General features: G+C 66.9%; 19 protein-coding genes, 1 tRNA gene and 1 other RNA gene. 4 read left to right on the plus strand and 17 right to left on the minus strand.

The window, feature by feature from the left end; translation table 11 throughout:
- Positions 1-454: 454 nt before the first annotated feature.
- From recR to ffs, 7 genes are all read right to left on the minus strand, one after another.
- A complete protein-coding gene (recR, locus tag E3T28_RS15850) occupies positions 455-1,054 on the minus strand; it encodes a recombination mediator RecR (RefSeq protein ID WP_134433108.1) in 600 nt (199 codons plus the stop codon).
- Positions 1,055-1,057: 3 nt separating this feature from the next.
- Positions 1,058-4,123, minus strand: a complete 3,066-nt coding sequence (locus E3T28_RS17830) for a DNA polymerase III subunit gamma and tau (protein WP_166787066.1) — start codon at positions 4,121-4,123, stop codon at positions 1,058-1,060.
- A 236-nt stretch (positions 4,124-4,359) separates the two neighbouring features.
- A complete protein-coding gene (locus E3T28_RS15860; protein WP_134433110.1) occupies positions 4,360-4,770 on the minus strand; it encodes a YccF domain-containing protein in 411 nt (136 codons plus the stop codon).
- Between the two features lie 385 nt (positions 4,771-5,155).
- Positions 5,156-6,370, minus strand: coding sequence for an acetate/propionate family kinase (locus tag E3T28_RS15865; RefSeq protein ID WP_134433112.1), 1,215 nt, complete (start codon positions 6,368-6,370; stop codon positions 5,156-5,158).
- Complete coding sequence (pta, locus tag E3T28_RS15870; RefSeq protein ID WP_134433114.1) at positions 6,367-8,628, minus strand: phosphate acetyltransferase; 2,262 nt, start codon at positions 8,626-8,628, stop codon at positions 6,367-6,369. Before pta ends, E3T28_RS15865 begins: the two co-directional genes overlap by 4 nt.
- Positions 8,629-8,631: 3 nt before the next feature.
- Positions 8,632-11,100, minus strand: coding sequence for a phosphoketolase family protein (locus E3T28_RS15875; protein ID WP_134433116.1), 2,469 nt, complete (start codon positions 11,098-11,100; stop codon positions 8,632-8,634).
- Positions 11,101-11,227: 127 nt separating this feature from the next.
- Positions 11,228-11,324, minus strand: an RNA gene (gene ffs / locus E3T28_RS15880) — signal recognition particle sRNA small type.
- A gap of 240 nt (positions 11,325-11,564) precedes the next feature.
- Between ffs and E3T28_RS15885 the strand changes: the two genes are divergently transcribed.
- Positions 11,565-11,652: transfer RNA gene (locus E3T28_RS15885), tRNA-Ser, on the plus strand.
- A 90-nt stretch (positions 11,653-11,742) separates the two neighbouring features.
- Here E3T28_RS15885 and E3T28_RS15890 read toward each other — a convergent pair.
- Both E3T28_RS15890 and E3T28_RS15895 read right to left on the minus strand, forming a co-directional pair.
- Positions 11,743-12,057: a hypothetical protein gene (locus E3T28_RS15890; RefSeq protein WP_134433118.1), complete on the minus strand. Its 315-nt coding sequence runs from the start codon at positions 12,055-12,057 to the stop codon at positions 11,743-11,745.
- Positions 12,054-12,290 carry a hypothetical protein gene (locus E3T28_RS15895; protein WP_134433120.1) on the minus strand — a complete coding sequence of 79 codons (237 nt, stop codon included), beginning with the start codon at positions 12,288-12,290 and terminating at the stop codon, positions 12,054-12,056. The genes E3T28_RS15890 and E3T28_RS15895 overlap by 4 nt, the downstream gene beginning before the upstream one ends.
- Before the next feature lie 115 nt (positions 12,291-12,405).
- On the opposite strand from E3T28_RS15895, the gene E3T28_RS15900 reads away from it, so the two are divergent.
- Positions 12,406-12,753 carry a hypothetical protein gene (locus E3T28_RS15900; protein WP_134433122.1) on the plus strand — a complete coding sequence of 116 codons (348 nt, stop codon included), beginning with the start codon at positions 12,406-12,408 and terminating at the stop codon, positions 12,751-12,753.
- Between the two features lie 647 nt (positions 12,754-13,400).
- On the opposite strand, the gene E3T28_RS15905 is transcribed toward E3T28_RS15900, so the two are convergent.
- Together E3T28_RS15905 and E3T28_RS15910 are read right to left on the minus strand one after the other, a co-directional pair.
- Positions 13,401-13,610, minus strand: coding sequence for a hypothetical protein (locus E3T28_RS15905; RefSeq protein WP_134433124.1), 210 nt, complete (start codon positions 13,608-13,610; stop codon positions 13,401-13,403).
- Complete coding sequence (locus tag E3T28_RS15910; protein WP_134433126.1) at positions 13,595-14,383, minus strand: hypothetical protein; 789 nt, start codon at positions 14,381-14,383, stop codon at positions 13,595-13,597. Before E3T28_RS15910 ends, E3T28_RS15905 begins: the two co-directional genes overlap by 16 nt.
- 121 nt (positions 14,384-14,504) lie before the next feature.
- On the opposite strand from E3T28_RS15910, the gene E3T28_RS15915 reads away from it, so the two are divergent.
- Together E3T28_RS15915 and E3T28_RS15920 are read left to right on the plus strand one after the other, a co-directional pair.
- Positions 14,505-14,867: a hypothetical protein gene (locus E3T28_RS15915; protein WP_134433128.1), complete on the plus strand. Its 363-nt coding sequence runs from the start codon at positions 14,505-14,507 to the stop codon at positions 14,865-14,867.
- Positions 14,868-15,087: 220 nt separating this feature from the next.
- Positions 15,088-15,828, plus strand: coding sequence for a DUF3800 domain-containing protein (locus tag E3T28_RS15920; RefSeq protein WP_134433130.1), 741 nt, complete (start codon positions 15,088-15,090; stop codon positions 15,826-15,828).
- A gap of 103 nt (positions 15,829-15,931) precedes the next feature.
- On the opposite strand, the gene E3T28_RS15925 is transcribed toward E3T28_RS15920, so the two are convergent.
- The 6 genes from E3T28_RS15925 to E3T28_RS15945 all read right to left on the minus strand — a co-directional run.
- Positions 15,932-16,276, minus strand: coding sequence for a hypothetical protein (locus E3T28_RS15925; protein WP_166787068.1), 345 nt, complete (start codon positions 16,274-16,276; stop codon positions 15,932-15,934).
- Positions 16,257-16,679 (minus strand): hypothetical protein, encoded by a 423-nt coding sequence (locus tag E3T28_RS15930; protein WP_134433134.1) that lies wholly within the window; start codon positions 16,677-16,679, stop codon positions 16,257-16,259. Before E3T28_RS15930 ends, E3T28_RS15925 begins: the two co-directional genes overlap by 20 nt.
- Positions 16,680-16,688: 9 nt before the next feature.
- Positions 16,689-17,342 (minus strand): hypothetical protein, encoded by a 654-nt coding sequence (locus E3T28_RS15935; RefSeq protein WP_134433136.1) that lies wholly within the window; start codon positions 17,340-17,342, stop codon positions 16,689-16,691.
- Positions 17,343-17,369: 27 nt separating this feature from the next.
- Entirely contained in the window at positions 17,370-17,546 is a 177-nt protein-coding gene (locus E3T28_RS17020; RefSeq protein ID WP_166787069.1) for a hypothetical protein, read from the minus strand.
- A gap of 59 nt (positions 17,547-17,605) precedes the next feature.
- Positions 17,606-18,844: a hypothetical protein gene (locus tag E3T28_RS15940; protein ID WP_134433138.1), complete on the minus strand. Its 1,239-nt coding sequence runs from the start codon at positions 18,842-18,844 to the stop codon at positions 17,606-17,608.
- Positions 18,845-18,888: 44 nt separating this feature from the next.
- Positions 18,889-19,002: integrase core domain-containing protein (locus E3T28_RS15945; protein ID WP_166787070.1), on the minus strand; the 114-nt coding region annotated here is incomplete at its 5' end.

Raw genomic sequence — 19,002 nt, forward strand, 5'->3', positions numbered from 1 at the left:
GCAGCCCGAAACTCCGGGCTGAAGTGCTTGTGTTTCTCGTGTTCCATTTGTCTATCCAATCCTGAATTCAGGAGGACTGTCCGGAAACACTGGGTCACCCCAGCCCCGCCACACGGCGAGTCTCGAAATTCTCCGCAGCTGGCGTTGCCCGCGAATCAACGGGGCAACGGATGCCACGGGCCGGGTCTCCCCCGGCCCGTCTGGCGTCGCGGCGGGCGGCGGCCGCCCCTGGCGCAGGTCGATGGCGGATGCGGTCTCCCCGGGCGGCCGTCCCTGGCCGCAAGTGTTGCCCGTGCGGACAAGTGTTGCCCGTGCGGACAAGTGTTGCCCGCACACCGGGCACAGTTGTCCGCTTCGGTAACAGTTGCGGCAGTGGGCGCGCAGGGCAGCGGGCAGGCGCCGTGGGGGCAACAGTTGCGGCAGCGGGTGCGAGGGCCGGGGGCGGCGAGAAGCCCTAGTTCGTGACCGTGCGCCGGCCTTCGAAGGCGCGGCCCAGGGTGACCTCGTCGGCGTACTCGAGGTCGCCGCCGACCGGGAGCCCCGACGCGAGCCGGGAGACCTTGATCTCGAGGGTGGTCAGCAGGCGCGACAGGTAGGTCGCGGTTGCCTCCCCCTCGAGGTTCGGGTCGGTGGCGATGATGACCTCCTGAACCGTGTTGTCCGCGAGGCGCTGCATCAGCTGACGGATGCGCAAGTCGTCGGGTCCGACGCCGTCGATGGGGCTGATCGCCCCGCCGAGTACGTGGTAGAGCCCCTTGAATTCGCGGGTGCGCTCGATCGCGACGACGTCTTTGGCCTCTTCGACCACGCAGATCATCGCGGGATTGCGGCGCGGATCGCGGCAGATCATGCAGGTCGTCTGCTCGGACACGTTGCCGCAGATGTCGCAGAACTTCACCTTGTCGCGCACCTCGAGCAGCACGTTGGCGAGCCGGGTCACGTCGAACTGCTCGGTCTGCAGGATGTGGAACGCGATCCGCTGCGCGGACTTGGGTCCGATTCCGGGCAGCGTGCCGAGCTCGTCGATCAGTTCCTGAACGATGCCTTCGTACATGGGTTAGTCGCCTCTGGTTCGCGGTGCCGGGTCGTGCGGCTGTTCTTCGAGGAAGGTGGCACCCAGGATCTCACGCACCACCGACTCGCCGTAGCGCTGCTTCTCCGCAAACGCTGGCCCGCGCCGGGCGACGGATGCTGCGCGACCCGCCTGGGTCGGAGTCTGCGCCTGGGTGCGCGGCTGGGTTCCGGACTGGGTTCCGGACTGGGTTCCGGGCTGGGTTCCGGACTGCGTTCCGGGCTGCGTTCCGGGCTGCGTTCCGGACTGGGTTCCGGACTGCGTTCCGGGCTGGGTTCCGGGCTGGGTTCCGGACTGGCCGCCGTTCGGGTGCGGATCCGGCGGGAACTCTTCGTCGTAGGGCGGGGGCTCGTCGTCGTAGGGCGGCTCCGGTTCGAAAGCCCGCCCGGACCCGCGCGCCGCCGTGGGCGCAGGTGCCGATACGGATGCGGGTGCGTTCGGCGTGGAACGCGCAGCGGCCTGCGCGCCGGGGGCCTGCACCGCGCTGGGGGCGAGAGCAGCGGTGGGGCCGGGAGCAGCGGTCGCACCGGTGTCAACGGTGTCAACGGTGTCAACGGTGGCGGCGGCCGGGGCCGACCCGGGGATGGAGGCCGTGGCCCAGCCGGGGCCGGCGTCCGACGAGCTCGGAATGACAACGGTCGCCCAGCCAGTCACGGGAGAGGCGGTCGCCGGGGCGGTCGCCGGGGCGGTCGCCGGGGCGGTCGCCGGGGTGACGGCAACGGATGCCGCAGCGGCGACGTCCGCGGGTGCCGGAGCTACCGCGGAGCCCGGGGCGGACTCGGCGGTAACGGCAGAGGCAGGGACGGCGGCGGCCGGATCGGAATCAGCACGAGGGGTAGCGGCGGCGGCCGGAGCGGGGCCGGCATCCGCGGGCGACGGAGCAACCGCGGAGGGCCCGGCGGAGTCCGCGGCAACGATTCGGTCGGCGATCGGATCGGGATCGGGATCCGGCTCGGGGTCCGGCTCCGCAGCGGCGCCTGCGGACTCGGAGTCGGGATCGGCGGCAGCGGTCGGGGCTACGGCCGGATCGGGGTCGGCGTCGACGGCCGACGCCTCTTCGGTCGTTGTTGCGCCGGGGGCGCTTTGATGTGCCCTCGGTGCGGCGGACCCTGACACCGCCGGGCTCGGGACCGAGGAGCCTGGCACCGCCGGGATCGCAGCAGCGGGACGGGCCGACGAGGTGACCGGGGCCGCGGCGGGCGCGGATCCGGCGGGCGCGGATCCGGCGGGCGCGGATCCGGCGGGCGCGGATGCGGGGGGCGCGGATGCGGGGGGCGCGGATGCGGGGGCTGTGGCCGGGGCATCCGTTTTCGGGGACTCGACCCGGGCGGTGAGCTGGGGCGTGAAGCCGAGTACCTCGTTGACGGCCCGCTTGAGGTAGTCGCCGACGCCCTGCCCGGGAGCCGCGGACTGCTTGAGCCCGGCGACGTCGTTCTGGCTCGGGAAGGAGAGCACGAGCAGCTCGCCGCCGCGCAGTTCCATGGCGCGGGCCGTGTAAAGCACGAGCCAAGCGGTCATCTTGGCGGCCTTGACCGACTCGAGGATCTGCGGCCAGGCATCCTTCACCTGCTGAAGCGTGACCGGTCCGACGGGGTGGGGCGGGGCCGAGGGTGCGGAGGCTCCCGTCGCGGTCGCCGCGCCAGGAGAGTGCGCAGCGCCGGTCGCGGTCGCCGCGCCAGGAGAGTGCGCCGCGCCGGGCGCGGCCGCCGCGCCAGGAGAGTGCGCCGCAGCAGGAGCGTGCGACGCGGCCCCGGCAGCGGGAACCGTTGCCGGGCCGGAGGAGGCGGGCGGGCGAGGGGCATCCGTCACCGACACAGCGGCCGCGCGCGCGGGCGCGCCGACCGGGCTGGTGGCTGGGGCATCCGTCGCCCGGAAGACGCCGGAAGTGGAAGCGGAACCCGAAGCGGAATCAGAACCGGAACCGGAACCCGTGCCGACGCCGATGCGGCGCTCGAGCCGCTCTACCCGGGCGAGCGCGCCGCGGGTGGAATCGTCGCTCGCGGGGATGAGCACGCGGGCGATCATGAGTTCGAGGTGCAGGCGGGGGCTGGTCGCGCCGGTCATCTCGGTGAGGGCGGCGTTGATGACGTCGGCGGTGCGCGACAGCTCGGCGGGGCCGAATTCGGCGGCCTGCACGGCCATGCGGTCGAGTTCGTCCTGGGGCACGCCGCGCAGCACGGCGGCGGCGCCGGCGGCGCTGGTGGCACCGACGATGATGAGGTCGCGGAGGCGTTCAAGGAGGTCTTCGACGAAGCGGCGCGGGTCCTGGCCGGTCTGCACGACCCGGTCGACCGCGTCGAACGCGGCGGACGGGTCGCGGTCGGCGATCGCGTCGATGGACTCGTCGAGCAGCGACGCGTTCGTGTAGCCGAGCAGCGCCACGGCGCGCCCGTATTCGACGGAGTGCCCGTCGGATCCGGCCATCAGCTGGTCCAGCAGCGACAGGGTGTCGCGCGGCGAACCGCCGCCGGCCCGCACGACGAGCGGCAGCACGCCGGGCGCGACGGTCATCTGTTCGGTGTCGCACATCTGCTGCACGTATTCGAGCATCGGCCCGGGCGGCACGAGCCGGAACGGGTAGTGATGCGTGCGCGAACGGATGGTGCCGATCACCTTTTCGGGCTCCGTCGTCGCGAAAATGAACTTGACGTGCTCGGGCGGCTCCTCGACGATCTTCAGCAGCGCGTTGAAGCCCTGCGGCGTGACCATGTGAGCCTCGTCGAGGATGAAGATCTTGTAGCGGTCCCGGGCTGGCGCGAAGATCGCGCGCTCACGGATGTCCCGGGCGTCGTCGACTCCGTTGTGGCTGGCCGCGTCGATCTCGACCACGTCGAGGGATCCGCCGCCGTCGCGGGAGAGTTCCACGCAGCTCGGGCACACGCCGCACGGAGTATCGGTCGGGCCCTCGGCGCAGTTCAGGCAGCGCGCGAGGATGCGGGCGGACGTCGTCTTGCCGCAACCGCGGGGTCCGCTGAACAGATAGGCGTGATTCACCCGGTTCGTGCGCAGGGCCGTCATCAGTGGATCGGTCACCTGAGACTGACCGATCATTTCGGCAAAAGTCTCGGGCCGGTAGCGGCGATACAGGGCGGTAACCACGGAGTCAATCGTAGTCGGAGCCACTGACACTGCGGTGTGGGGTGGGGAGCGGCCTGTGGACGGGCGGGCCGGCACCCGTTGCCGGAGGGGGCCGCCGCGTAACGGGCGACGGCACTCGGGCGCGGCGAGCGACGGCACTCGGGCGCGGCGAGCGACGGCACTCGGGCGCGGCGAGCGACGGCACGAGCTCAGGCGCGGCGAGCGACGGCCTGGTCGAATTCCCCGGGACGGTTGCTCACGATTTCCTTGCCGAGGGGCGCGAGCGAGACCGGCACCATCTTGAAGTCGGCGATGCCGAGCGGAATTCCGATGATGGTGACGCAGAGCGCGATCCCCGAGACGATGTGCGCCAGGGCCAGCCACCAGCCCGCGAGAATCACCCAGATCACGTTGCCGATAAATGAGAACGCGCCACTCGTGGGTTTGGCCACGACGGTGCGTCCGAACGGCCAGAGTGCGTAGGTGGCGATGCGGAACGACGCGATGCCCCACGGGATCGTGATGATCAGCACGCAGAGCACGATGCCCGCGGCCACGTATCCGAGGAACAGCCAGAACCCCGACAGGACAAGCCAGATCACGTTCACAAGTGTGCGCACGCCGGAATACTACCCGCGTGGCAGGGGCGGAGGGGTGGGTCTGGGGTGACCCGCCGCCCGGCTGCCCGCCTGCCCGGCTCCCTGGGTGCCCGCCTGCCCGGCTGCCCGCCTGCCTGGCTCCCTGGGTGCCCGGCTGCCCGCTTGGCTGCCCGCCTGCCCGCCTGGCTCCCCGCCTGGCTGGCTGCCCCGGCCCAGCCCGGCCCGCGCTAACTGAGGACATTCTCGAGACACACCGCTCACGGTGCCTGGGGTGCCGCGTGTCGCCACAATCTGCGCAGTTAAGTCACCCCGTTCCCCGCTCCGGGCGGCCAAGACCCCCGCCCCGACGCAAATCGGCCGCCCCGGAACCCGGGAACGGCCGATCAGCGCTGCGAAGCGTTACAAACTACAGCGACGGATGCGTGCGCTTGATGGTCGCCAGCGTCTGACGGGCGATCTCCAGCTCCTCGTTCGTCGGGATGACGAGCACGGTGACGCGCGAGTTGTCCGTGGAGATCACGCGCGGCTTGCGGGACTTGGCCTCGTTGCGCACCGGGTCGATTTCGATCCCCATGCCCTCGAGCCCGGCCAGGGCGCCCGCGCGCACGATCGGCGAGTTCTCGCCGACGCCGGCGGTGAAGACGATGACGTCCACGGTGCCCAACTGCGCGTAGTAGTTGCCGACGTAGCCCTTGATTCGGTGGAAGTAGACGTCGAGGGCAGCCTGGGCGACCGGGTCGCCCGCGACCGAGGCGTCCTCCACGTCGCGCATGTCGCCGTTGCCGGCCAAGGCCAGCATGCCGCCGCGGCGGTTGAGCAGGTCGTCGAGCTCGGCGGTGGTCATCCCGGCCCGGCGGCGCAGGTGGAAGATCACGGCCGGGTCGATGTCGCCCGAGCGGGTGCCCATGACGAGGCCCTGCAGCGGGGTCATGCCCATCGAGGTGTCGATCGAGTTGCCGCCGTCGACGGCACACACGGATGCGCCGTTGCCCAGGTGCAGCACGATCGTCTTGAGCTCGGCCAGCGGTCGCTCGAGGAAGGACGCCACGGCCTCCGAGACGAACTTGTGCGAGGTGCCGTGGAAGCCGTACTTGCGCACGCGGTGCCGGATCGCGAGGTCCTTGTCGATGGCGTAGGTGTACGCGGCCGGCGGCAGCGTCTGGTGGAACGCGGTGTCGAAGACGGCGACGTGAGGCACGTTCGAGAAGCTGGCACGAGCGGCACGGATGCCCTGAACGGCGCCCGGGTTGTGGAGCGGGGCGATCTCGGAGAGGTCCTCGATGTTCAGCTCGACCAGGTGAGTGATCTCGGTCGGCTCGAAGAACCGGTTACCGCCCTGCACAACGCGGTGGCCGACGGCGATCAGGTTCGCCTCGGACAGCTTCGGGCCGTGCTCGGCGAAGGCCTCGATCATCACGGCGAAGCCGGCGGTGTGGTCGATGATCGGCAGGTCGCGTTCGGTGCGGCCGTCCTTCGCCGTGCCGGCGTTGTGCCGCGAGTGACCGATCGGTTCGCCGATGCGCTCGACGAGGCCGCTGGCGAGCTCGGTTTCGGTGTCCATGTCGATCAGCTGGTATTTGAACGACGACGATCCGGAGTTGACGACCAGGATGGCGGTCATGCGGACACCGCCGCTGCGGCCGAAGCGGAAGAAGCCGAACCGGAAGCCGGAGCTGCCGGGGCGACAGACTCGGACGCGGACAGCGTCGCGGCCTGGATCGCGGTGATGGCGACGGTGTTGACGATGTCCTGCACTAGTGCTCCTCGAGAAAGGTCATTGATGGGTTTGCGCAGGCCCTGGAGCACGGGGCCGATGGCCACCGCTCCGGCGCTCCGCTGCACGGCCTTGTACGTGTTGTTGCCCGTATTCAGGTCGGGGAAGATGAAGACGGTGGCGCGACCGGCGACGGCCGAACCGGGCATCTTCGTGGCGGCGACGGCGGCATCCGCTGCCGCGTCGTACTGGATGGGACCCTCGATCAGGAGGTCAGGGCGACGCTCCCGCACGATCGCGGTGGCGGCCCGCACCTTGTCCACGTCGGCACCCTGGCCGGACTCGCCGGTCGAGTAGCTCAGCATGGCGATGCGCGGCTCGATGCCGAACTCCACAGCCGTCTCCGACGCGGAGATGGCGATGTCGGCGAGCTGCTCCGCGGTGGGGTCAGGGTTCACCGCGCAGTCGCCGTAGACGAGCACCTTGTCGGCGAGCGCCATCAGGAACACGCTGGACACGACCGACACTCCCGGACGCGTCTTGATGATCTGCAGGCTCGGCCGGATCGTGTGCGCGGTGGTGTGGGTTGCCCCGGAGACCATGCCGTCGGCCAGGCCGAGCTGCACCATCATCGTGCCGAAGTAGGACACGTCGGTGACGAGCTCCATGGCCTGCTCGACCGTGACACCCTTGTGGGCGCGCAGCTGGGCGTAGGCCTCCGCGAATTTGTTGCGCAGCACGTCGTCGAAGGGGCTCACCACCTCCGCCTTGGCGATGTCCAGGCCGAGGCCGATGGCACGCGAGCGCACCTCGAACTCCTCGCCGAGGATAGTGATGTCGGCCACGTCGCGGGCCAGCAGGGTCGCGGCGGCGCGCAGCACGCGGTCGTCGTCGCCCTCGGGCAGCACGATCCGCTTGCGGTTCGTGCGCGCTCGCTCGAGCAGCGTGTACTCGAACATCAGCGGCGTCACCACGTCGGCGCGGCTCACCTTGAGCCGGTCGAGCAGCACGGATGCGTCCACGTGGCCTTCGAAGAGAGCCAACGCCGTGTCGCGCTTGCGCTGGGAATCCGCGGCCATCCGTCCGGGCGTGTGCGTGATGCGCAGTGCGGCGTCGTAGGAGTTGAGCTGGGTGCTGATGATCGGCACCGAGGCGTCGAGCCCCTCGACGAGCCGCCCGATCTCCTCGGGCAGGTCGAAGCCGCCGACCAGCACGATGCCGGCGATCGACGGGAACGTCGCGGACGAGTTAGCCATCAACACGGCCAGCAGCACCTGCGGGCGGTCGCTGGGAACCACGACCACGGCGCCTTCGAACAGGCGCGGCAGCACGTTGACCATCGACATGGCCGCCACGACCACGCCGAGCGCCTCCCGGGACAGCAACGCGGGGTCACCCTTCACGAGCGTGCCGTCGGTGGCCTTGAGGATGCTCTTCATGCTCGGGGCCACGAGGTACGAGTCCTCGGGCAGCGCCCAGACCGGCACCGAGCTCAGCCCGAGGCCGGGCTTCAGGTCGGCGTCGACGACGCTCCGCACGGCGTCGATGAGCTCGTCGAGCCGGTCCGGGTCGGCCCGGTTGACGATCACGCCGAGCAGAGAGACGTGCTCGTCGCGGATTTCCGCGACGGTGACGTCGGTCAGCTGGCGGATGTCTTCGGGCGTGCGCGGGTCGCTCTGCCCGAGCTGCCGGTCGCCCTGGTTGAGCGTGTCGCGCTGGCCGGGACCAACCCGCCCGCCGAGGACCAGCAGCACCGGCACCCCCAGGTTCGCGGCGATGCGCAGGTTGAAGGCGAGCTCGGTGGGGCTGCCGACATCCGTGTAATCGGAACCGACCACGACCACCGCGTCGCACTGGGCCTCGACGGCCTTGTAGCGCTGCACGATGCGGCCGAGGGCCGCGTCGGGGTCGAGGTGCACCTCGTCGTAGGTGACGCCGACGCACTCCTCGTAGGTCAGCGGGGGCTGCACGGTGAGCGCGGACGCACTCGACAGGTGCGAGAGCAGCAGCTCGAGCACATAGTCGGGGTGGTGCGCCGAGCGGGCGACCGGCCGGAACACGCCGACGCGCTGCACCGAACGGAGCAGGGTGTCGAGCACGCCCAGGGCGATGGTGGACTTGCCGGTGTTTCCCTCGGCAGAGGTGATGTAAATGCTGTCAGCCACGATTTATACGTTGTCTCCGCCGGTGGAGACACCGGCATTGTCGGGGGTCACGCCGACGCCATCGGCGTCCCAGACCCATTCGGTGACGGCGGGGATGTCTTCCCCGTGATCGCGGGTGTAGTTGCGGGCCCGGAGGCGGGCATCCTGCATCTCCTGGCGAAGCAGGGCGGCGCGGGCTCCGAGGCCGGGAACCCGGTCGATGACGTCCATCACCAGGTGGTACCGGTCGAGGTCGTTGAGCATGACCATGTCGAACGGGGTGGTGGTGGTGCCGTTCTCCTTGTAGCCGCGGGCGTGCAGATTGCCGTGCCCGTGGCGCTTGTAGGTCAGGCGATGGATCAGCCACGGATACCCGTGGTAGGCGAACACGATCGGCTTGTCGGCCGTGAAGATCGCGTCGAACTCCATGTCGCTGAGGCCGTGCGGGTGATCCGCCTCGGACTGCAGGCGCATCAGGTCGACGACGTTCACGACGCGCACCGACAGGTCGGGCAGCCATTCCCGCAGGATGGCGGCCGCGGCCAACACCTCGAGGGTGGGTACCTCGCCGGCGGCGGCGAGCACGACGTCGGGCGACGTGCCGAACGTCTCGGTGCCGGCCCAGTCGAAGATGCCGAGGCCCCGCTTGCAGTGCGCGACGGCCTGGTCCATGGTGAGCCAGTTCGGCGCGGGCTGCTTGCCGGCGACGACCACGTTGACATAGTCCACGCTGCGCAGGCAGTGGTTGTAGGTGGCGAGCAGCGTGTTGGCGTCGAACGGCAGGTAGACGCGCACGACATCCGCGCTCTTGTTCACGACGTGGTCGATGAAGCCGGGGTCCTGGTGCGAGAACCCGTTGTGGTCCTGGCGCCAGACGTGCGAGCTGAGCAGGTAGTTCAGGCTCGCGATGGAACGGCGCCACGGGATCTCCCGGGTGACCTTGAGCCACTTCGCGTGCTGGTTGAACATCGAGTCGACAATGTGGATGAACGCCTCGTAGCAGTTGAACAGACCGTGACGGCCGGTGAGCAGGTAGCCCTCCAGCCAGCCCTGGCACTGATGCTCGCTGAGCATCTCCATCACGCGGCCGGCGCGGGCGAGGTTGGTGTCGCCCTCGTGGTACTCCGCGTTCCACTGCTTGTCGGTGGCCGCGTAAACGGCCGGGGCGAGGCGGTTGGAGGCCGTCTCGTCGGGTCCGAAGATGCGGAAATTGTCGGGGTTGTCACGGATGACGTCGGCCAGCCAGGTGCCGAGCACCTTGGTGGCCTCATCGGTGGTGGCGCCCGGGGAGGGGACATCCACCCCGTATTCCCGGAAGTCGGGCAGCTTCAGCGCCCGGCGCAGCAGCCCGCCGTTGGAAACCGGGTTCGCGCTCATCCTCAGGTCGCCAGCGGGGGCCAGCGCCGAGACCTCGGCGGCGGGGGCGCCGTTCGCGTCGAAGAGTTCCTCCGGCCGGTAGGACGCCAGCCACTCTTCGAGCAGGCGGGTGTGCGCCTCGGTGTCGCGGGCGTTGCTCAGCGGCACCTGGTGCGAACGCCAGGAGTCGACGACCTGCACCCCGTCGATGACGGGCGGGCAGGTCCAACCCTTGGGCGTGCGCAGGATGATCATCGGCCAGCGCGGGCGCTCGGTGTCGCCGGCGAGGGCGCGCGCCTTGATCGCGGCAATCTCGTTGAGCACCTCGTCGAGGGTGACCGCCATGCGCTGGTGCACAAGGAGGGGATCCTCCCCGTCGAAGCCGCCGGCCACGATGTAGGGCTTGTGGCCGTAGCCGCGCATCAGGTCGAGGAGTTCCTCTTCCGGGATGCGGGCGAGCACGGAGGGGTTGGCGATCTTGTACCCGTTGAGGTGCAGGATCGGCAGAACGACGCCATCCTGAAGCGGGTCGATGAACTTGTTCGAGTGCCAGCTGGTGGCCAGTGGGCCGGTCTCGGCCTCACCGTCGCCGACGACCGCGGCGACCAGCAGGTCAGGGTTGTCGAACGCGGCGCCGTAGGCGTGGCTGAGCGCGTAACCGAGCTCGCCGCCCTCGTGGATCGATCCGGGCGTCTCGGGCGAGGCGTGGCTGGGGATGCCGCCCGGGAAGGAGAACTGGCGGAACAGGGCCTTGACGCCCTGCTCGCTCCGGTCGACGCCGGAATAGATCTCGGAGTAGGTGCCGTCGAGGTAGGCGTTGGCCACCATGCCGGGGCCGCCGTGGCCCGGGCCGGTGACGTAGAGGGTGCTGATCGACCGTTCCAGGATGGCGCGGTTCAGGTGAGCATAAAGAAAATTGAGTCCCGGGGTGGTTCCCCAGTGGCCCAGCAGGCGGGGTTTAATGTGGTCCCGCATGAGCGGCTCACGCAATAACGGATTGTCGAGCAGGTAGATCTGCCCCACGGACAGGTAATTGGCGGCCCGCCACCAGGCATCGACGCTGGCGAGGGCCTCAGCGCTGAGCGGATGCGGTGACCGTTCTGGCCAGAGAAAGGGTGTACCGGTTATTTCGGCCATGGTGCCTCCAGGCACTATCGGAGCGGGGGCGCTAACTGCGCCCCTTCATCTTACGAGATGAGGCGAAATCGTTATCATTGCTAACGGCCTGCTGCGCGCCCACTTTCTCCCTACCGGTCCAGGGCATGAAAAAGACTCCTCGCGCACCCACCAGAGCCCGGTTACCCTTGCTACGTTTCCGTCCTGGGGGAGTTGGCCGAGATGGCGCCACGCGAGGAGCCGACTCTCAGTTTAGACGCAAAGCCGGCGAGGTCGAAAACGAGCCGATTTCGGGCATCCGGAACAGGTTTGTCGGGCCTCCGGAACAGGTTTTTCGGGCCTCCGGAACGGGTTTTTCGGGCCTCCGGAACGGGTTTTTCGGGCCTCCGGAACAGGTTTTTCGGGCATCCGGAACAGGTGTGCGCGAAGGCCTCCGGAAACAGGTAAGATTCTCTAGGTCGTTCCCTCCGGGGAACGTTCGGCCAGGAGAATTCGCCTAGTGGCCTATGGCGCACGCTTGGAAAGCGTGTTGGGTGAGAGCCCTCGGGGGTTCGAATCCCCCATTCTCCGCCAAGAAGAAACAGCTACTGACCAGTATTTATGGCGCTTTCACAACGACCGATATCAGCGCCGTGTGCCAACGGCTGTGCTACGGGCTCCTCGTCAGGCGGGGCGGGCTCCTGAACGGTCGTTGATGAACCGCTGCAGGTCGACGGCCCGGACGCACTGACGTGCTCGGGTGTCTCCGAACTCGACGACGGGGAGGCTGCCGTCGCTGATCTGCTTGTAGACCCATACCTTGGACATCGCGAGGATCCCGGCGGCGGCCGCGACTGAGTACAGGCGCAGCGGGTCGACGACGACCTCTGGCCTGACCCGTGACGCGTCGGCGTCCCGCAGCGCTATCACCTCTGAGCGCACGACCTGGCGAATGAGTGCCTCGATCGTCACGGGCTGAGGATCCAGCGGCTCGGTCATGCTGGTGAGCTCACTAGGTACTTCTCCCGCTTGGCGGCGATTCGCACGAGCAACTGCTCATACGTCGGGCCGCCTGGTCGTACTGCACGCCGTGCTGCTTCCTCGATGGGATAGGTGTAAAGGATCCGGTAGCAGTTCGCCAGGGAGACCGCGGCCGCCTTGATGCACTCCTCACGGGCGGGCACTGGGGGTGCATCGTCGACTACCGCTCCTGACGCTGCCGTCTGTCTCATATCGGCCAGCGTAGAGGGTCGCCAGAGCCTTGCATTCAAGACGCGCACGGCTCAGGCTTGATCACAAATCCGGAGGCTGCCACTGCCCGGCGGGCCGCCCTGACCGAAGGAAGCCATGACCGACACCGGCGCCCCCACAGACGATGCACCTGCCGAGAGCTCTGACCGCACCTGGGACGCCCCCTGCGAGTTCGAGGGCTGCACGCGTCGGTACCACGATCCCCTCCAGACCCGCGCCGAGTGGCGTCACGAGGTCTACGTCGCCGCAGATTTCGACGGCGGCACCGTGGAAGCTGCACTCTCCGTGTTCTCAGATGGGAGACCACCGGTCGGCGACATCCACGCCGGTGCCGACGGCGACTTGATGACCGCGGCGGAGTTCCGGAAGGCAGCCGACAACTACGAGGCTTTCCCGGCGTGGTTGCGGTCCCTGGCCGATCGGCTGGACGGGCTCGAGCAGTGACGCTGCCAGCTCTGGACATTTCAGTGGCGCGCCAAAATCATCCCCATGCGCAGGGGTCTGCGAACTTCGCATGCCTCCTCGCCCCAAGCCCGACCATTTTCGTGACCCCACGAAAATGATCCCCCATACCAAAGGGGGTCACCCAGATTGAGACCCCCGGGCCATCACGCAGCGGGTCGGCCATTTTCGCACCCCCGGGAAGATGGTCGACGGATGATTCCGCGAGGCCGCGAAGACGTCCCTGACCATTTCGGTGGGGTCAACGAAATGATCGGCGGTGCAAGCTTCTGTGGAACCTGGACGCCTGACGAAGACCGATCGGGGCAAGGGGGTCCGCGTGATTGACACCCTTGCCGCCCCGCCGGCCGCATCAGACCATTTCAGGGGAGCACCTAAATTGGTCGCGATCACTCAGAGATGTCCAATGGTGAGGCCCGAACGTGGGTAGGCGCGTAGGACACCTCCGCCGAGATCGACGCGCTACACAGCCCCGCGTGCCTGGTGTCCTGCGAACCGGTGCGGCGCATGTCGCGTCCTTTCTGGGCATGGCCTTCATGCAGGGTCACCGTACTGGTGCGGTGACGAAAAATCCCGGCTCATCTACCGAAGATGTAGCCGGGTCTTCTAGTCCGTTGGGCAGCCGGCTATCAGTCGTTGGGCTGGAATCCCTGGACTCGCGAGACGCCGCGAACGAGAGTAGCGTTCTCCGCACGCAACTCGTCCTTGGTGATTTCAATGTTGCGTCTGAACTTTTCGCTTATGTCCATGCGCTCCAGCATGCGAAAATACTCGTCTTGAGCTGGCGTCAGTTCCCCGTTTGTCATTGCCACTCCCTCAAGCATCAGCTTTGCCTCCATTGTGTACCTATCACCCGACACACGCTCTGAACGGTCTCGCGTGTCATTGCGCTGTTGAGATGGAGCATACGATTATCGTCGCCCTCCGTCAGAGCCCTGTCAACGGTGAGAACTGCAAGGAGTGTGCGGTCTTTGGATTCGTCCCAAATGGGACTGGCGATGATCTCGCAGTACTTGCCTGTGACGTTGCGGAACTGCTCAAGTGAGAACCCTTGTCGAGTCCGGGTTGAAATCTTATTAAACGATTCGTCAGTGAGATTCGCGAGCTTTTCACTGGGATAGCTCCTCGCGATGGCGGTGCCGTCCCAATATGTAGTCTTCTTGTCCCTCCAGCAATCTCCTACAGTGCCGGCGCCAGAATGCCACGCGATGCCTGATTTCGGCGGAAAGCCGGCTGGCCGGAACCTGTGGATGCGCTTCAGGTGGCGATGCGCCTTGCCATTCGACCAGTCACGGCGTCGCTTTGGGACGTACACACTCGCTCCGAGCTCTTCGAAGCGCAGCTTCTTGCTTTTAGCGAGGATGATGAGCATGGACATGAGGGCGCTCTCGATGTCCTTCTCCCGCTTCAGCCGCTGCGCATGCACCCCACGGACTGCCAGTGTTCCGGCGTTGTCCACCGCAAGCACCACGAGCCCAACACCCCAGACCCACGATTCGAACACCGGGTGGAACGACACATAGCCTGCCTGTCGCATGAAAGCGCCAATTCCGACAAGCGCGACGAAAACGACCGCGCCCAAGCGCAGCCAAAACGTCACCTTCCCCCACATATCAACCGAGCCTAATGCTGGCGGCCTGCTCCACTGACCACGGCCGCGCCCTCTCGATCCCGGGCAATCCCCCGGTCGGGGGCCATGTTCCGTACAATGGGGCCACGTACCAGGAGGCCCCATGCCGAAGCCGAAGCCGATCCCCATTCCCGCAGAGACCCGCCGCCGCATCGCTGGCCGGATCAGCATGGGCGCCGGCCGCAACGAGCTAGCCCGCGAGTTCGGGATCTCAACAGGCGTCGTGTCCAAGATCGCCAGGGAGAACCGCCTCTACTTCGAGCACACCGGCGCCGCATCCGTGGCCACCCAAGCACGACAGATCGACCAATGGGCCGTGCGAGTCGACCGCGAAGACGAACTCCTCAGGGCCTACCTCGCACTCCCCCTCACGCAACGACCAGACGGCAGCATGACCCGCCAAGAGAAGCGACTTTCGTACGCGATCTACAACGTGAACCGGCACCACAAAGGGCAATACCGCTGAGGTAGATCCGAACACTCTGTCGAACACCCTTCAAGGTGGGACAACCTCGAATCACGCCCCATCGCCTTGCGGCCATTGGGAAGCAGCGGGAGGGACGCGCGACCGGTCACGCCTACGCGCGCGCAGGCAAGGCGTGCGCAGGTACGTCACTCTGGGCACCCGTGGTCGCAGGGCCGGCGTCGCCGATCTGACGGTCGGCAACACTCGTTAGGCTCGGTTCATGCCCACCTTCAGCGACTACGTGATCTATGTTGACGAGAGCGGCGACCACAGCCTGGACAACATCAACCCCGAGTATCCGGTGTTCGTCCTTGCCTTCTGCGTGTTCAAAGTCAGTGATTACGTGGACAGGATCGTTCCGGCCGTGGAACAGTTCAAGTTCGATTTCTTCGGCCACGACATGGTCATCCTGCACGAGACTGAGATGCGCAAGAGCGTCCCCCCGTTCCATATTCTTCGCGACGCTACCGTTCGAGAGCCGTTCTTCACCCGCCTGAATGACATCATGCGTGACTCGAGTTTCACGGTGGTCGGCAGCGCAATCGACAAAGTTCCGTTCCGTGCACGCCGCGGGGATGGTACCAATCCCTACCATGTGGCACTCCGATATGGGCTTGAACGGGTCTTCATGCACCTGCAGGAACGGCAGCAGCGAGGACGGCGGACTCATGTCATCTTCGAAAGCCGAGGCCGAAAAGAAGATGCCGAACTGGAGCTTGAGTTCCGGCGGATCATGGACGATACCAAGATGGTCGGCATGCCCGAGACGCTGGAATTTCTGTGTGTCAGCAAGAAATCCAATAGCTCGGGGCTGCAGCTCGCAGACATGGTCGCGCGCCCAATCGGGCTCAAGATCTTCCGGCCGGCACAGCAGAATCGAGCATGGGACATCATCGAGCCGAAGATGCGAAAGTCGCCCCAGGGGGTAATCAACGGCTGGGGCCTGAAGGTCTATCCGTGAAAAGCGAAAGGCCCTCGGTAGTCCGAGGGCCCAGCGCCGATCGGGTATGCCCAATCCACTTATGAAACCAGTATTGCACGAGCGGCATTCCTGTGCCAGCTAGTTATCCACAGTTCGCCGGCACCGTCCGGGGCTGCTGATATCGCAATTGGATCATGATGTCTTTGCGCACGAGTCGCTCGCTGCGGGGCTTGAATCCGTATTTGTAGCGGAGGTTGGTCTGGTCGAGTTTCCGCTGTCTCAGGCGGTCGTGCAGGGCTGCCATGCGTTGTTCGGTGTACTCGGGGTACGGCAGTCGACGGGCGACGAGCTGCCGGACCGTGTCGACCCATCGACGGCTCTCGTCGAGGTCGAGCTGCTGCGATTCGAGCTGCAGGGCCAGGTTCGCGAGGGCCGCCCATTCTGTGGTGTCGTCCCGTGCTGGCCAGCTACTCCGGGTCGCCTGCACGTTCCCGCTCGATGTCTTCGCGGATCTCACGCTCGATGAGCTTGGCCACTGTGTTCTGCGACTTCGCGCGACTCTCCCCAGCCTTGTGGCGCTTGACCATCTCTAGGTTGAGCCCACGTTTCGCAGCAGCGAGTGCTCCGCCGTCGAGTCCGAGGGCCTCGATCTTGGCGAGCTCCTCGGTGCGCCATTTGTAGAGTTCACTCGTTGCCGCCAGTTTGGCCTTCGCGGTCTCGCGCTTCGAACGCTTGATGATGTCGTCGATCATGTGTCGATCCTCCGTCAGGTGTGGGTTGAGGTGATTGGGGGTGGTGCGGGTTCCGTCGCCAGGAGTGACGGAACCCGCGGCCGTCGCATCCCCCGCGCCCTGCAGAGCGGTCAGGTGTGGGATGCGACGGCAGTTCATGGGAGGAGGCTACAGCCCGGCCGTGTCGCGCTGCTCGAGGGCGTACGGCACGAAGCGGGTCTCACCCATGAACCGCTCGATGCTGCCGGATCCGCGAGGGAGCGTCAGGCCGTCATTGGCGCGGGCGACCCGCACGATGGCATGCTGCACCCACTCGGCCGGCTCATTCGGAAGGTACACCTGGCCGTCGACCGTGACAGAGCTGACGATCTCCCCCTGGCCGACACGGGCGAAGTTGGCAGCGTCGTGGTCCGGCATGGTCGAGCCTTCCCATCCGACAGCGGCGACCCCGCCGGTGCCGAACGCTCGCCAGACATCGTTGATGCCCTCATTGTGCGTCTTCGCGACGTCGATGAGCGCCTGCATGGCCTCGACCGCGGCATCGAACTTCGCGAGCACATCCGCGGGCAGGGCTTCGATGATGCCCTTGGCCTCGATCTTGGCAGCCTTGCGAGCCGCTGCAGCCGCGCTGACGCGTTTTGCTTCCGCCCGGGCATCGCGGCCCATCTGCACGAGCTTCACGAAGCTGATGCGCTCCTTGGCCTGCGTGAGCTGCTCTACGGTGACAGCCTCACCGGCGACTACCGCCTGTTCAAGCGTGGCGAGGTCAGCCTCGGCCTGTTCGGGGGTGAGGTCCTGCGGGGTGGTGGTTGATGCGGTCATGTCGATCTCCTTGGTTTTGATGGTGAACTACTGGTTACGGCGTGCGCGGAGGTCGCGCATCTCGTCGTCGGTCATGGTGGCGGCGCCGGGTGCGGGCCGCTCTTCAGCGGCTGCGTGCCGGGCGAGACGGGCGGCCTGGTCGGTCTGGATGTCTGCCGCTCGAGTGGCGACGGACTGGGCGAAGCTCTGATCTCTGGAAGTCATGCTGTTCTCCTAGGTGGTTTCGAGATGGGTGAGTCGAGCGCGGGTATTGTCCAAAGCCACTAGACGGCCCCCCAATCGTTTTCGATCCGAGCGACGGAGAGTGCTGTCGCCTGAGCGTCATATGTTTCGTAGATGTTGTAGATGCGATCGCCGCCTCGAGCGCTGGCGCCGCTGCGGCGCGGCCCCGTCCGGCCGCCGTCAGCGAACGACTGTGACCCGACAGGCACCAGCTGATACCCGAACTGCCCGGCGACGTCCTCGAGGATGGCGGTCGACCGGCCTCGCTTGGCCGGCGACATGGGGATGTAGGCCTCTCCTCCGGTCTCCGGCTCAGCCCAGACCCGCATCGCCCCGGCACGCTCAATCTGTGCCACATGGCGCTCGGTGAGGCCACCATTTGCGTAGAACGACATGACGCTGCCCTCAGACTGCGTGATGCCGCCCGACCCGGGGCCCGTTGACACGTGCAGGCTCATGGTTTTGCCGATCCCGTTGATCAGGTCCTGGATTTTCTGCAGGCGCGCCGCGGCCGTCGCCGTCTCCGCATAGATGGCGAAGTCCTTCTCTGCCGGAATGCTCAGGATCTTGTCGGCCAAGTCCTGCGCGGCCTGTCCCGTGATGCCCAGGTCGTTGATGCGCACGAGCAGCGCCTCACGACTGCCATTGAGGGACGCCTGGTAGTCGGCGTAGCTGCCGCCAGAGTCCACAATGGACTGCCCTGCAGCGAGTGCGGCGCCGGCGATGCCATCGAGCGCAGCCTGGTTCTGCCGGCCCTTCTCTGTGGTCAGGTCAAGGTCGGTCCCGAACTGGTTGAGTGTGGGGCCGTTCTCTTTCAGGGTTGCGTCGAAGCTGTCATAGGCTTCCTCGAGCTGGCGGGCAGCTTCCCGAGCGTCGAGGTTCTTCCCGTTGAGGGCGTCAAGCTCCGCGGCGAGGTCAACGACTGAGGTGACGACCGTGTCGACAGCCTCCGTGACCCCAGCGTAGGAATCCTCGACGAGTGCGTTGCTGGCCGCGGTGTCGCCGTCTACAGATTCCTTCTGTTTGGCAACACGGATCGCCTCTTCGATGGAGCTGCTCTCGCCCTTCACCGCTTCGGCTACCCGCTTGGCGCTGGCCTCCGCGAGCACCCAGTTCTCACCGAAGGCAGCTTCTTTCTCGCCGCCGTCCATCGCCTGAATCTCCGCGAGCTTCTCCTGCACAATCGCGAGTGCGGACGCGTTGCCCGTCGCAGCATCCGTGACCGTGTCGAGTGAGAGCCCGATCTTGGCGGCCGCGTCGTAGGCCGAGTCAGCGCCCACCTCAAGGCCGAGGAACTCGCCCTTCGCGCCGAGTGTGGCCTTCGCTAGGTGTTCTTCCCATTGACGTTGTGAACGCGGTCGATGGGTGATTTGCCGCCGATGCCGGTATGGGGCCTGTGGTGATTGTAGCTATGGATCCAGTCTTGGTATGCGTCGGC

Source organism: Cryobacterium sinapicolor (assembly GCF_004403465.1).
Lineage (GTDB): Bacteria > Actinomycetota > Actinomycetes > Actinomycetales > Microbacteriaceae > Cryobacterium > Cryobacterium sinapicolor.